Below are 14587 nucleotides of genomic sequence, written 5' to 3'. Positions count from 1 at the left end.
AGAGACACACTATTGTGTCTCTTTATCTTTCTATTAAGGGGAATTACAAATGAGTAAAAAAATAGCCGTACTTGTTGGTAGTTTACGTAAAGATTCTTTCAATTTAAAAGTAGCTAAGGTATTTAAGCAAATTGCACCACAATCACTGTCACTCGATATTATCGAGATCGGCGATTTACCTTTTTATAATGAAGATATTGATACAGACACCCCACCCCAATCCTACGATCGTTTTCGTCAAGAAATTGCCAATTGTAATGGTGTAATTTTTGTTACCCCAGAATATAACCGAGGTTTACCAGCTGTAATTAAAAATGCTTTGGATGTGGGCTCTCGTCCTTATGGTAAAAGTGTTTGGTCCAAAAAACCTGCGGCGGTAATTTCTGTATCACAAGGCGCTATAGGCGGTTTTGGTGCTAATCATCAATTACGACAATCATTCGTTTTTCTTGATATGCCAACCTTACAGCAACCTGAAGCCTATATCGGTAATATTAATAACGCTTTTGATGAAAATGGTAATATGAACGAGAAAACCAAAGAATTTCTTTCCGCTATTATCACCAGTTATGCACATTGGGTTGAAAAGTTAAGTTAATTATGTTTTATTGAGTACCCACAGTTCTAATAAACTGTGGGTTTATTTCGCAATTGATAAAGTTTTCACATGACAACAATTTATTTTCCAACCAATGAACAACAATTATTAAACCGTGCCCAATTAGTTGCAGGGTATACCTTTGGTGAAATAGCCGATTACCTCAATATGCCGGTACCAAATAATCTTAATAAGCAAAAAGGCTGGGCGGGTAATCTTATTGAGACCTTTTTAGGTGCAAATGCTGGAAGTAAAGCGGAACGCGATTTTGCTAATTTAGGAATTGAACTAAAAACAATCCCAATCAACAAACAAGGTAAACCATTAGAAACGACCTTTGTTAGTGTTACGCCATTAATGGCGAATCATGGTGTGATTTGGGAAACGAGCCATGTCAAATATAAACTCAGTAAAGTACTTTGGATCCCAATTGAAGGAGAAAGAACCATTCCTCTTGCAGATAGAAAAGTTGGGCATCCTATTTTATGGACACCAACGCACGAACAAGAGCAACAGCTTAAGCAAGATTGGCAAGAATTGATGGATATGATAGCACTAGGTCAAGTGGAAAAGATTACCGCTCGCTATGGTACTTATCTACAAATCAGGCCTAAAGCGGCAAATGGAAAAGCATTAACTGAGGCGATTGGTGAAAATGGACAAATTATCCTAACCCGCCCAAGAGGATTCTATCTTAAAAAATCTTTTACTTTACAGATTCTACAAAACGCAACACCTTCTTTTATTAAATAATAATCATAATTCAATTTTCCCCCCTCAAATTTATAAAGCTTAACCTTACAAATTACTACTTTTTTATATCACCATAAAAGAAATTTCTTTTATTTTGCAAGAAAATCAAATCTAAATCACATTTTTTCACATTTGTGATTTACTTTGATTATTTGTGAATATAAATTCACCTAAACATTTGTGAAGCAACAAGAGAATTTGTGAAAGAGGTGTGATATGAACTTTATATTAGCTGGCCATGGAAACATTGCTATTGAAATGAAAAAGAGTATTGAAATGATAGCTGGAAAATATGCAAACCTACATGCTATTACTTTTCAATTAGGTGAAGGTATTGAGAGTTTAAAAGATAAATACCTAAAAATTATTAGTCAATCAACTGAGCAACCATTCATTATTATCACTGATATATTTTCCGGTAGCCCCTATAACGCAGCGGCAATGTTGGCAATGCAAAATGGCAATATTGAAGTCATCAGTGGCTTATCCTTACCACTTTGTTTAGCGTTATTACATATTGATTACTCCTCAATCAGCTTAGAAGAAACTTTTGAACAACTTAACGACATGAAAGCAGATTTCATCAAATCTTTCAGTCAACTATCCAAAAACATCGCTAAACATGAGGAATTTTAAATGATTATAAATTTAGTCCGTATTGATGACCGTTTAATACATGGTCAAGTAACAACTGTTTGGACCAAAGAGGCCAAAGCAGAAAGAATAATTGTTGTTAGTGATGAAGTGGCTAATGACGAAATTCGTTCCACTTTAGTTAAACAAGCAGCGCCTCCAGGAATTAAAGTTTCTGTGGTGAGTATTGCTAAAGCGGCGGCTGTTTATAAAAACCCCAAATATGAAAATGATACGGTATTTTATCTTTTTACCAACCCAACAGATGTCATGCGACTGATTGAAGAAGGTGTACCAATTAAAAGTATCAATATTGGCGGTATGTCTTTCAAAACAGGCAAAAAGCAGATTACTAAAGCCGTTTCACTCGATGAAAACGATGTATCAGCATTTAGAAAAATGCATCAGATGGGGGTTGATCTGTGCTTAAAAGTGGTAATTACCGATCCTACCGTCGATTTTATCAAATTGCTTGATCAAGAATTTCCATATTAACAACCATCATTAGCAATAAATAAGGAGGTAGAAAATGGAAATTTCATTATTTCAAATTGTGTTAATTTTTATTTTTTCTTGTATCGCAGGAATGGGAAGTGTACTTGATGAGTTTCAAACCCATCGGCCATTAATTGCTTGTACCGTGATAGGTTTAATCTTAGGCGATATAAAAACAGGTATTATTTTGGGTGGTACGCTTGAATTGATAGCGTTAGGTTGGATGAATATAGGGGCCGCTCAGTCACCCGATTCAGCACTCGCTAGCGTTATATCAGCAATTTTAGTTGTCGTTGGTAAACAAGATATTCAAACCGGAATTGCAATCGCCCTACCCGTCGCTGCCGCTGGACAAGTTTTAACGGTATTTGCAAGAACCATCACTGTTGCCTTTCAACATGAAGCGGATAACGCCGCTGAAAAAGTTCAATTCAAAAAAATAGAGCTTTTGCATTTTAGTGCGCTGTTTGTACAAGCATTGCGAGTGGCAATACCTGCAACTTTAGTTGCCATTTATGTTGATGCAAACACCGTCAAAAGCTTATTAAATCTGTTACCAGATATTGTTACTGGGGGACTTGCTGTTGCCGGTGGTTTTATTGTTGTGGTTGGCTATGCAATGGTTTTGAACATGATGATGGTTAAATATCTGGCACCTTTCTTCTATTTAGGGTTTGTTCTTGGCGGGTATTTGAATTTTAGTTTACTGTCATTTGGCATTTTAGGTGTCATTTTCGCCATCATTTATGTTCAATTAAATTCTAAATTTAATACGACTAAAAATAATGAAACAAACATTAATGTCGTGACCAATAACCATTCAATCATTGCTGATGATGAATTAGATGATTAATAAGTAAAGGGTTTTATTATGAAAGAAGTATTAAATACTATACAAAAGAAAGATATTGTCAGTACATTTATTCGATCTAATTTTCAACAAGCATCTTTCAACTATGAACGAATTCATGCTTTAGCTTTTTGTGTCGATATGATTCCTACAATTAAACGGGTATACAAAACAAAAGAAGAGCAACGAGAAGCATTAAAAAGACATCTAACCTTTTTCAATACGACACCTGCAATGTGTGGGCCTGTTTTGGGCGTCACCATGGCAATGGAAGAAGCCAGAGCAAATGGTGCAGATATTTCTGATGGCACGATTAACAGTTTGAAAGTTGGTCTTATGGGACCTTTAGCGGGTGTGGGAGATCCATTAGTTTGGGGCACATTACGTCCAATTACCGCAGCTCTTGGTGCATCATTAGCGCTTACTGGAAATATCGCTGGTCCATTACTGTTTTTTATCCTCTTTAACTTAATTCGAATTGCGATGAAATGGTATGGCTTAACTTATGGGTTATCGAAAGGAATCGGAATTGTTAAAGATCTATCCGGTAATATTCTTCCAAAATTAACTGAAGGTGCGTCTATTTTAGGGTTATTCATAATGGGCGTATTAGTCACCAAATGGACCTCGATTAATGTCCCACTTATTGTGTCACAAACTACGGGCATTAATGGTGAAGAGGTCACTATGACAGTACAAGGCATTCTTAACGATCTGGTGCCAGGATTACTCCCTTTAGCATTAACACTGTTAATGATGAAATTATTAAGAAAAAAAGTTAGTCCAATAACTTTAATCTTTGCATTATTTGCGGTAGGCATTATTGGCTATGGTTTAGGTATTCTTGGTTAAAAGATAGATTCAAAACAAAAAATTCACCGCCCAAAATTAATTAACAGGTTCAAAGTCATTACAAAGTGATCGGATCACACTGATTTTTAACCAGTAATACAGTTACTTTGAACCTTTTTTACTGAGCAAATTTAATCAATTTTAAAAATAAGAGGAATATATGAAAACTCATGCAGTTAGACTATATGGAAAAAATGATTTGCGATTGGAATCATTTGAACTTCCCAAAATTACTGATGATGAAATTCTAGTGACAGTCATTGTTGATAGTATGTGTATGTCTTCATTAAAACTAGTCAATCAGGGTGAAAATCATAAAAAGACACCACCTGATTTAAAAAATAATCCAATTATTATTGGTCATGAATGTTGTGGTGAAATTATACAGGTTGGAAAAAATTGGCAGCATAAATTTAAGCCAGGACAAAAATATGTTGTTCAAGCCAATTTGCAACTGACTGATAGTCCATATTGCGTAGGATACTCCTATCCTTATACTGGTGGTTGTGCAACTTACATGATAATCAACCATGATGTATTAAAACAAGATTGTTTGATTCCTTATGATGGACAAACTTATTTCGAAGGTGCATTAATTGAACCTTTATCATGTATTATCGGCGCGTTTAATGCTAATTTTCACTTAAAACCCAATAGTTATGAACATATTATGGGTATAAAACCTAATGGTAATTTGATTATTTTAGGTGGTACCGGTCCGATGGGAATGCTGGCAATAGATTATGCATTAGGTGGTCCTATTGCACCTAAAAAGATAGTCGTAACCGGTCGCAGTAAAGAAAAAATAGAACACTTAAAAACCCTTTACCAATCCCGCAATGGTATTGAATTAGAATTTGTGGATATATCAAAGACCGATGATCAAGTTACCCTATTAAAAAATAAATCAACAACAGGTAGTTTCGATGATGTTTTTGTTTTCTTACCTTCACAAGAGTTGATTCAACTTGCCTCTCAATTATTGGCAATTGACGGTTGCCTTAACTTTTTTGCTGGTCCACAAGATAAAAACTTTTCTGCTGAAATTAACTTCTACGATGTTCATTATAACTTTACCCATATCGTTGGTACTTCAGGCGGTAATACTAATGACATGCGCGAAGCGGTTAAACTTATTGAATCGGGAGCAGTCGATGTAGCAAAAATCGTATCGCATATTATGGGTATTGATCACGCGAGTAACATCACTCAAATTCAAGACCAGATTAAAGGAGGAAAAAAATTAGTTTATACTCATAAAAAGTTTGATCTTAAAAATTTGGAATCATTAAATGATGATGCAGATGATGTTGCTTTACACAAGATATTGTCTAAAAATCATGGCATTTGGTCAAAAGAGGCCGAAGATTATGTTTTAAACTATTTTCCTGATATCGATTCTTGATTTTTTGGTATACTCTATTCACTTCAAGTTGTCATACAAAAATGACTTCTTGATGTGAATAAAAACACGGAGTTTTTTAATAACTAAAAATAATAAGATAACGCTACTATGATTAATCAAAATTTTCGCAACGACGAGTTTGAACAACACAAGATGTTAATTAAGATTGCTCAGTTGTATTATGAAGAAAATAAAACACAATCAGAAATAGCAAAAATTGTGAATATACATCGTTCAAGCATTAGTCGCATGTTAAAAACAATACGCGAGCTCGGTATTGTTTCGATTTCGATTAATTATAATTTGTTACCCGATATCGCGTTAGAAGAAAAAATTCGTAAGAAATATCATTTAAAACAAGTTATTGTCGTACCAGTCAATCTTGATATAGACAATGAAAGTAAAAATCAGATTGTTTGTAATGTCGCATCAAATGTTCTACTCAAAAATATTACCGAGAATGATGTAATTGGTGTGTCTTGGGGGCGATCGATCAATTATATAGTTAATAGCTTAAAAAATGATAATGCTACATTCGAAAACGTTACCATCGTACCAATGATTGGTGGCCCTTCTGGCAAGATCGAAACAAAATACCATGTAAATAATATAGCTTATAAACTTTCGGATAAACTTAAAAGTAACGCGATATTAATTGACTACCCTGCCATCGTCGATACAGCTAATTTGAAAACTGAAATCGAAAAAACTCAGCATATGAAAGAACTTAATAATTGGTGGAATAAAATTACCGTTGCTTTATTTAGTATAGGCTGTCCTGCAATATCCAAAAACTCCATTTGGTATGGTTTTTATGGTGAACTTTTTCAAAAAATTACCAACAAAAAAATTGTCGGAGATATTTTGTCGCGATTTTACGATAAAAACGGTAAGGAATTACAAACCCCTTTTCATGATCAAATCATCGGTGTTACCTTAGAAAATCTCAAAAAAATTCCTTTAAAAATATGTGCGAGTGGTGATGCGGAAAAACTCAATAGTTTGATTGCGGCATTAAATGCAAATTATATTGATATATTAGTCATTAGTGATGAAATGGCCAATCAATTAGCTAATTAAGCCATTAGATAAACAAATAGATAATTAACACACACCAAAAATAAAACTTCATTTCAATTTTTATAAACTATTTTCCTGTTTTGTGATTCTATTAACAGATTCTTTTACAGTTAACCTAGATAATCATTTGTATATTCACTATTTTGTCTTTTTTACTTTTGATTAAGGAAAAATTATGTATCGGTTAACTATAAAAAATGGATTATCTATTGGTCTATTCTCTCTCACGGCTAGTTTTGGTGTTTTTGCATCGCCTTCATTTTCCCCTGTTACGTTAGAAAAATTAAATATTCCTAATAAACAATGTAATGTTAGAGACTATGGTGCTGAAGCAACAGGTATTTGGTATGACACAAAAGCATTTCAAGCGGCTATCGATGATTGTGTTCAAAAAGGCGGGGGTAAAGTTATTGTCCCTGAAGGTTATTATTTATCAGAACCACTTTTTTTAAAAAGTAATATTGAATTTCATTTAGAAAAAGGTGCTGTTTTACAAGCTTCTGCTGAAGAAAGTGCTTATCATCCCACAGAAAAACAACAAAAATGGTCAAGCTCGGCTAAATCATTGCCATTGGCTGAACAATGGATTGGCTTTATTAATATTGCAGAAGAAAAGAATATCGCTATCACTGGTGAAGGTATTATTGATGGACAGGGTTCAACGCTTTTAGAAAAATATCGCGCGGAGACTCGTAAGGCAGGAAAAAAAGGACCAACAAATCGTCCACGTTTACTTTTATTTAAAGACGCGAATAATATCTTAATTGAAGGCGTCACTATACAGAATTCACCAAGTTTTCATATCGTTTTTAAAAATGTAGAAGATATTACGATTAACAAAACAACCATATCCGCTCCTGCTTGGTGGCAAAATACTGATGCAATTGATCCAATGAATAGTAGAAGAGTCAGCATTACCAAAAATAATATTAGTGTTGGCGATGATCACGTTGCAATCAAAGCGACCGAAAACAACCTTAGCCATGATTTTTATATTGCTGATAATAACTTTATGCTTGGGCGTGGGTTATCTATTGGCTCAGAAACAAATGGTGGCGTGAGTAATCTGCTTGCTGAAAATAATACTTTCACCGATGCAATGTATGGCATTCGAATAAAATCTCCTCGAGGTAAAGGTGGAGAAGTCAAAGATATTCAATATAACAACAACACAATGATAAATGTAAAAACACCAATTGTACTGTCAGCTTATTATAAAGGAGGACCAACAACTAAAGATGCGAGAATTAAAGCGTTGCAAGAAGGCGAATTTGCAGGTGGATTTATGCTAGGCGACCAAATCTATCCTGCTGATAATGAACAACCTAAAGAGTATAAAGAACACGAAACGCCATACTTTAATAACATAAGCTTTAATAATCTTACAGTTAAAGGTAAAACCAATTATGCAGGTTTTATCATTGGAACCCCTGAAAAACCATTTGATAATATTAAATTTTCTAACATTAATATTGAATCTGAACTTGGTTTTAAAATTCGTAATGCATCCGTAGAGTTCAGTAAAACGACAATTAAGGTAAAAAAAGGAACAGATATTATTAAAGAAAAAGGCAGTAAAATAACTAAGTAATAATAATTTAATGTGTTAGTTTAGATTGAACTGGATAAAAAGCTAACAACAGAGGGCGGTTATCTGTTTTGATATAAAATATTAAATCGACAATCAAAACAGGTAACGCTCATTTCATATATTCAAAACTCAATAAAACGGTATAGACTCTTGAATTATTTTTACAGATAAATATTAATATACTCAAGTAAGTGTTATCTAAAAAAGACAATCAATAAAATAGTTGCTGACAACTGTGGGGATAATGTCACTGCCTGAAATAACTTTGATTCAAAAAATATAGTGATGACATCTTTATCAACTTCTTTTTATCTTAAAAATCCTTTTCTTATATTCAAAACTCAATGAAACGGCATAGATTCCTGAATTATTTTTACAGATAAATATTAATAAACTCAATTAAGAGTTATCTAAAAAAGGTCAATTAATCATCCTTAATTAAGATAAATATTTGCTTATAATTAATTATTTTTTTATTACATTTGCTAATTTGTGATCCAAAACACAAAATGAAATAGCGTTTCATTTATAATGATTTATAATTTTATTATTAGGTTTTGGAGTGGAAACATGGAGCTTTTTCTAAATATATTTGGTCAACCAGCTATCATTATTGCATTAGTAGCTTTTATCGGTCTGGTATTACAGAAAGCAAAAATTTCTAAAATTATTACTGGAACGCTGCTTTCATTCATTGGATTTGTGTTAATAAAGACTGGCGGAAAAATTTTGGGTGGTGTGTTAATTATGTTTAGTAACATGTTTACTCACGCGTTTGGTATGCATGGCGTAGTACCAAGTAATGAAGCCATTACCGCATTGACAATGGAATCACTTGGCACAAGTGCTGCTTTTATCCTCTTTTTTGCGATGATCATTAATCTACTATTAGCAAGATTTACTCGCTTTAAATCGATTTATTTATCACTGCATTTAGTGCTATTTATGGCATTTTCGTTCACTGCCGTATTACAAGGTATGGGCTATAATGGCTATATAATTGTTGCTACTGGCGCAATTATTATTGGGCTTTATATGGCGATATTTCCAACTTTACTCTCTAAATTCAGCCGTAAAATAATAGGCAATAATGATTATTGTATTGCTCATGCAGGGACTATCTCATATTTGATAGGTTCTTATTTAGGTTCATTGTTAGGAAATAAAAAAAATGATATTGAAAATATCAAAATAAACGATCGTTTTAGCTTTTTAAGGCAGTCTGATGTGGCGACATTTATTACCATGTTTGTCTTACTATGTTTATCTGGCGCGTTTTCTTCTGCTGATTATTTAAAAGATATTCTTAAAAATAACACGTTCATTATTTTTGCACTGGAACAATCAGCTATTTTTGCAGGCGGTTTATATATTGCTAAAAAAGGGGTAGCCATTTTTACTGAAGAAATTATTCCAGCTTTTAAAGGATTTGCTCAAGTTGTCGCACCTGGTTGTGTACCAGCTGTCGACCCTATGGTGTTATTTGATAAAGCACCCAATTGTGTATTGGTCGGTTTTATTGTGAGTTTCTTCACTGAAATAGCCTGCGTTGTTGTTTTTCCTTTTGTTGGCTTACCCATTATTATTCCAGGAATTATGGCAAGCTTTATCACAGGTGGAACCGCGGCTATTTTTGGTAATTCAACTGGCGGAGCACGAGGTACAATAATTGCTGCTTTTATCAATGGGCTATTGTTATGTATATTACCTGCCCTAGCGTTACCTCTTTTTGCATTTCTTGGTGTAGAAGGCGTTACATTTGCCGATCCTGACTTTACCAGTTTGTCGTTGATCACCGAATTTGTAGTGAAATTGTTTAACTAGCACTAAAAGCGCTTTCGCTTTTATTAAGTTAAATATTCATGATTGGTTAAAAGTCTGCCGAATAAGCAGACTTTTTAATGATTATTTCATTCAATATTAAACATTAATATTTTTGAATTTCTTTGATAATTATAGAGTTGTTTCTTTTTAATTGGTAAATCATCCACTTCTGCTGGATTAAAACCCTTTTCTCTAAACCAGTGAATACTACGGGTAGTTAATACAAATATTTTTTCTAACCCTAAGTTATTTGCACTTTCCATGATCTTTTCAATCAATAAATCACCACGAGATGAATTACGATAATCAGGATGGATTACAACACAAGCCATTTCACCCATTTTTTCTTCTAGATAAGGGTAAAGAGCAGCACAACCAATCGTCATATTATCACGTTCAATAATGGTGAATTTATCAATTTCCATCTCTAATTGTTCACGTGAACGCTTAACTAATACACCTTGTTCTTCTAATGGTCGGATGAGTTCTAATATGCCGCCAATATCATTAATGGTTGCTGAGCGAATCTGTTCTGAATGTTCCATTGAAACTTGTGTTCCAATACCATCACGGGAAAAGAGTTCTTGTAAAATAGAGCCATCAACTAAATAACTGACTAAATGGCTTCGTCTAACTCCACAACGGCATGCTTTAGAGGCTGCCCGTAAAAAACGTGCTTCACTTGATAAATGCTTACCTTGTTGCTCTTTATTATTTACATAATTATCCGCATCAATAGGATAAAGATCGGTAATAACTCGACCATTTTCATCGAGAACTCCTTGTTCTGCGCAAAAACTGATTAGTTTATCGGCCTTTAAGCGAATAGCGACTTCAGCAGCGACATCTTCAGATGCTAAATTAAAACTTTCGCCTGTTACCGAAACGCCTACAGGACCGAGTAATACAATAGAGCCACGCTCTAATTGTTCTTCGATGGCTTCGTTATTTATGCGGCGAATTTTACCTGTATGACAATAATCAACTCCGTCATCAACCCCCAATGGTTGAGCAATGACAAAGTTACCGCTAACGACACTAATATGAGCGCCTTGTAACGGTGTATTATTTAAACTCATTGATAAACTTGCGGTAATGTTGAGCTGCAATAGGCCAGTAACTTGCTTGATGATATCTAATGTTGCTGCATCAGTGATACGAGTATTTTTATGATATTTAGGTACAATGTTATGATTTTTTAACGATCCATCAATTTGATTACGTGCACCATTAACAATAACGAGTTTAATACCGAGGCTGTAGAGCAATCCAATATCACTAATAATACTTGAATAATTATCGCTTTTAAGGACCGCTCCAGTAAGTAAAATCACAAATGTTTTACCATGATGGGCATTTATATAAGGCACTGAATGTCTTAAACCTTCAACTAACTCAGTTGTACGCTCTTTCATTTTCACAACCTTTCATCATTGAATATTTATTCATTATTTGTGTATTTTTATGTATTTTTATTTTAATCGCAAGCAGTTTTTAAAAAAATAATTCAGAAAGGGATTTTTACTAATATAAAAATAAAGAATTTAAATTATCAAATTGAAATAATTGATTTTTCAAATGTGGTTTATTTAATAAATATAAAAAAAGAGCATACCAATAACTGTATGCCCTTAATATCAGAGTATTTTGTTAAATGAATAATTAAGCTTTATCTACACTTTTAGGAATATTAAATATTTTTCGGTAACGGATTAATACAACTACCGCTAATAATGTCCCTAAACCAGCAATAATTGCATCGCTAAGCATAACATAACGCAAACCTAGATTTGTTGATATCCAACCAATGAAAAATGGTATCACGGCTGTTGCAACACTCGATGATGTAAAGAAAATCCCCAATACTTTTCCTTTACCCGATGGAAAAAATTCGGCCATTGTGGTTAATGCTAACTGCAACACACCACCTGCTGCAGTGAAACCAAGCACGAAACCGCCGATAATACACATCATTGGTGTTGGATAGCTATATAGAATAATTAACATTAAGGTTGAAAGTAATGGGTATAGAACAACAATATAAACAGGTCTTACCAGACTTTTTACTAAAATTGAGGTTAAAAATACACTGGCTAATGTACCAATGCCGTATGATGAAAACGCCTGAACTGCCCCAGATGAATCCATACCAGCAACCGTTTGTGAAAAATCTTTTAAACAAGAAGAGACTAAATAAAAAGTTGCTGTAGATGTAAAACCAATAACAATAAAACATAAACCTTCAATATAAAAATTAGCTTTTTGTTTTAATATCGGCATCTGGTTTTCAAGAGTTTGTAGGTCTTTCTCTTTTTCCTCTGGAGTAATTTTATAATTCGGAAATGGCATTTTTAATACAATTAATGCATTCAACCCTAAAATAATACAACACAGTATAAATGACCAACCATAATAACCTTGGGTAGCCATGATAATACCCATAATAATTGGTAGTACAGATTGACCTGCGGCAATGGCTGCTTTAATTAAAATTGACGCCGAACCCGGTGATTTTGGAAATGCTTCCATCAAAGCAGGATAAGTACCCGCATCTAATGTTGAGTTGGCTATACCACCTAAGATTGCAAACATAAAAGCAATTTGTACATTCGGACTAACTAAAATACCAAGTAAGAATCCTATATAAAATAGACCACCTAAAACGATAAATGGTTTACGTCCAAATTTATCTGAGAGAGTCCCCATGATAAATAATACTAATAATCGACCAACACCTAGCCCCATCATGACATTATAAACACTTTGTTTAGCTTCACCGACTAATCCAATTTGTTCTGGCGTTAATGAATCTTTTGAAGTATTAAATAAATAGGCAAGCTCTGGGTTAAATTGTGCCGCTAAATAATCAATATTTAGCCCAAGAATTATAGCTCCCATTCCGTGCACAAAATAGTTCATATATAAACAAACTGAGGTGCCTAAATATTTATTTATCATCTATTATTTCCTATAAACATTCATTTTTTTGATTATTAGTAATTTTTTTAAATTTATTAATATTTTGTTTTATATTTTTGTCATATCGATTACTTGTTTAAATCGATAAAGGACAATAGAACCAAGTATGACACTTGCTAAGGCGATAAAAAAGTCGATCAAAATAGCATAACTTACATCATACATAGCCAATTTTGGAACGATAAGCGGAATAACGATAAAGGATAACCCACTAAAAGTATACATACAGCCTACCGCTATGCCTTTGCGTGTTGGGAACAATTGCTGCATAACAACTAGAGTTAATTGAAGCACGCCACCTGCTGCCGTAAAACCCATACCAATTGCAGCGATAACGCACATCATAGGTGAAATATTAAAGTAAAATAGCATTAATACTATTGCCGACAATAAAGGTAAAATAATGATACAAAATATAGGTTTTAATAAGTGTTTAACGATAAATGCCGTTACAAAGACTGAGATAATTGATGCGGTGCTATAGTAACTAATCAATTGTTTAGCTTCAAGATCGCTCATATTAACCCCATTAATCGCAATGGTTGGTAACCACTGTAAAATTATGACAAATGTTGCCGTTGTGGTGAATCCCATAAGGATCAATAAAATGCCTTCAAATTCAAACTTTGGTTTAGCTTTGAAATAATCTTCAGTACCACCATTGCCTTTTATTGCGGTATCTTTGTTAGGAAAATTTTGAGGAAATAAAATTAAACCATTAATAACTAAATAAGCCGTAAAGCCAAGAAATGCCCAACCATACCATATTTCGTTTGTATTAAAAAAAGTAACAATAAATGGAAGAATTAGCGTTCCAATAGAAATAAATGCTTTAATGAGGACACTTGCAGAACCCGCTGAACGAGGAAAACACTCGGTCAAAGCAGGCATTGAACCAGTATCTAAAAAAGAATTGCCTGCCCCTACTGCAATTGCAAGACAAAAAGCGATATGAATATTGGTACAAAAAGTCATGCCAATAAAGAAGATAGCATAGCAAGCCATACCCAGATAGATAAAAAGTTTTCTTCCAAATTTATCCGATAGTATTCCACCTGCAAACATTAAAAAAATCTTGCCAATACCTATACCAGAAGCAACATAACCAAGACCAAGCAAATCAGTATTAAGCTGCTTTGTAAGATCTTGAGAAAATTGCATAATCACAATCAATGCAATACTTTGAATAATATAATTGGCATAAATAGATCCGACAATTCCATAAGAATTAATTTTTCGATTATCCATTTGTGATACTCCATATGTAAAATTAAATTTTTGAGCATTTGATTGTATTCAATATATAAATATTCATCTGAAAACGTTTACGCCAAATTTATTATTAAACTTTTCGTTTTTTATATTTATCTACAGTTTTTAAATTATGTATAAATAAAATTAGAATAATATTGAATAAAAATCGAACTCATCAATAGATGTTTTTATAAGTTTCTAACTTATTATTTTTATTTATCATTAATAAAAAATACCACTCTATTAAGTGGTATTTAATAAAAGGGTAGTAGA

13 protein-coding genes are annotated in these 14587 nt (G+C 33.3%); 10 read left to right on the top strand and 3 right to left on the bottom strand.

The window, feature by feature from the left end; genetic code table 11:
• Positions 1–49: 49 nt before the first annotated feature.
• From A9G17_RS08815 to A9G17_RS08770, 10 genes are all read left to right on the top strand, one after another.
• Positions 50–598 carry an NADPH-dependent FMN reductase gene (locus tag A9G17_RS08815; RefSeq protein WP_065738380.1) on the top strand — a complete coding sequence of 183 codons (549 nt, stop codon included), beginning with the start codon at positions 50–52 and terminating at the stop codon, positions 596–598.
• 69 nt (positions 599–667) lie between these two features.
• Entirely contained in the window at positions 668–1351 is a 684-nt protein-coding gene (gene mutH / locus A9G17_RS08810) for a DNA mismatch repair endonuclease MutH (RefSeq protein ID WP_065738379.1), read from the top strand.
• Positions 1352–1567: 216 nt separating this feature from the next.
• The gene (locus tag A9G17_RS08805; protein WP_065738378.1) at positions 1568–1987 is read left to right on the top strand and encodes a PTS sugar transporter subunit IIA; all 420 of its coding nucleotides are present in this window, start codon (positions 1568–1570) and stop codon (positions 1985–1987) included.
• Positions 1988–2479, top strand: coding sequence for a PTS sugar transporter subunit IIB (locus A9G17_RS08800; protein ID WP_065738377.1), 492 nt, complete (start codon positions 1988–1990; stop codon positions 2477–2479).
• A 34-nt stretch (positions 2480–2513) separates the two neighbouring features.
• Complete coding sequence (locus tag A9G17_RS08795) at positions 2514–3332, top strand: PTS mannose/fructose/sorbose transporter subunit IIC (RefSeq protein ID WP_065738376.1); 819 nt, start codon at positions 2514–2516, stop codon at positions 3330–3332.
• Positions 3333–3350: 18 nt separating this feature from the next.
• Complete coding sequence (locus A9G17_RS08790) at positions 3351–4181, top strand: mannose/fructose/sorbose PTS transporter subunit IID (RefSeq protein WP_065738375.1); 831 nt, start codon at positions 3351–3353, stop codon at positions 4179–4181.
• A gap of 160 nt (positions 4182–4341) precedes the next feature.
• Positions 4342–5586 (top strand): zinc-binding dehydrogenase, encoded by a 1245-nt coding sequence (locus tag A9G17_RS08785; RefSeq protein ID WP_065738374.1) that lies wholly within the window; start codon positions 4342–4344, stop codon positions 5584–5586.
• A gap of 108 nt (positions 5587–5694) precedes the next feature.
• Entirely contained in the window at positions 5695–6666 is a 972-nt protein-coding gene (locus A9G17_RS08780) for a sugar-binding transcriptional regulator (protein ID WP_065738373.1), read from the top strand.
• Positions 6667–6841: 175 nt separating this feature from the next.
• Positions 6842–8257, top strand: coding sequence for a glycoside hydrolase family 28 protein (locus A9G17_RS08775; RefSeq protein ID WP_081301725.1), 1416 nt, complete (start codon positions 6842–6844; stop codon positions 8255–8257).
• A gap of 570 nt (positions 8258–8827) precedes the next feature.
• On the top strand, positions 8828–10081 hold the full coding sequence (locus A9G17_RS08770) for a PTS ascorbate transporter subunit IIC (RefSeq protein WP_065738372.1): 1254 nt from the start codon (positions 8828–8830) through the stop codon (positions 10079–10081).
• Between the two features lie 86 nt (positions 10082–10167).
• Here the strand turns inward: A9G17_RS08770 and argA are convergent, their stop codons facing one another.
• From argA to A9G17_RS08755, 3 genes are all read right to left on the bottom strand, one after another.
• Positions 10168–11496, bottom strand: coding sequence for an amino-acid N-acetyltransferase (argA, locus tag A9G17_RS08765; protein ID WP_065738371.1), 1329 nt, complete (start codon positions 11494–11496; stop codon positions 10168–10170).
• Between the two features lie 247 nt (positions 11497–11743).
• Complete coding sequence (locus A9G17_RS08760) at positions 11744–13039, bottom strand: MFS transporter (RefSeq protein WP_065738370.1); 1296 nt, start codon at positions 13037–13039, stop codon at positions 11744–11746.
• A gap of 69 nt (positions 13040–13108) precedes the next feature.
• Positions 13109–14308 (bottom strand): MFS transporter, encoded by a 1200-nt coding sequence (locus A9G17_RS08755; protein WP_065738369.1) that lies wholly within the window; start codon positions 14306–14308, stop codon positions 13109–13111.
• Between the last annotated feature and the right edge of the window lie 279 nt (positions 14309–14587).

This window comes from Gilliamella sp. wkB7, assembly GCF_001693435.1.
GTDB classification, from domain to species: domain Bacteria; phylum Pseudomonadota; class Gammaproteobacteria; order Enterobacterales; family Orbaceae; genus Gilliamella; species Gilliamella apicola_N.
This window is presented reverse-complemented; position numbering and strand designations above follow the sequence as displayed.

Excerpts from the sequence above, each read along its gene's own strand:
- A9G17_RS08815 (WP_065738380.1), top strand. The coding sequence starts at position 50 with ATGAGTAAAAAAATAGCCGTACTTGTTGGTAGTTTACGTAAAGATTCT.
- mutH (WP_065738379.1), top strand. The coding sequence starts at position 668 with ATGACAACAATTTATTTTCCAACCAATGAACAACAATTATTAAACCGT.
- A9G17_RS08805 (WP_065738378.1), top strand. The coding sequence starts at position 1,568 with ATGAACTTTATATTAGCTGGCCATGGAAACATTGCTATTGAAATGAAA.
- A9G17_RS08800 (WP_065738377.1), top strand. The coding sequence starts at position 1,988 with ATGATTATAAATTTAGTCCGTATTGATGACCGTTTAATACATGGTCAA.
- A9G17_RS08795 (WP_065738376.1), top strand. The coding sequence starts at position 2,514 with ATGGAAATTTCATTATTTCAAATTGTGTTAATTTTTATTTTTTCTTGT.
- A9G17_RS08790 (WP_065738375.1), top strand. The coding sequence starts at position 3,351 with ATGAAAGAAGTATTAAATACTATACAAAAGAAAGATATTGTCAGTACA.
- A9G17_RS08785 (WP_065738374.1), top strand. The coding sequence starts at position 4,342 with ATGAAAACTCATGCAGTTAGACTATATGGAAAAAATGATTTGCGATTG.
- A9G17_RS08780 (WP_065738373.1), top strand. The coding sequence starts at position 5,695 with ATGATTAATCAAAATTTTCGCAACGACGAGTTTGAACAACACAAGATG.
- A9G17_RS08775 (WP_081301725.1), top strand. The coding sequence starts at position 6,842 with ATGTATCGGTTAACTATAAAAAATGGATTATCTATTGGTCTATTCTCT.
- A9G17_RS08770 (WP_065738372.1), top strand. The coding sequence starts at position 8,828 with ATGGAGCTTTTTCTAAATATATTTGGTCAACCAGCTATCATTATTGCA.
- argA (WP_065738371.1), bottom strand. The coding sequence starts at position 11,496 with ATGAAAGAGCGTACAACTGAGTTAGTTGAAGGTTTAAGACATTCAGTG.
- A9G17_RS08760 (WP_065738370.1), bottom strand. The coding sequence starts at position 13,039 with ATGATAAATAAATATTTAGGCACCTCAGTTTGTTTATATATGAACTAT.
- A9G17_RS08755 (WP_065738369.1), bottom strand. The coding sequence starts at position 14,308 with ATGGATAATCGAAAAATTAATTCTTATGGAATTGTCGGATCTATTTAT.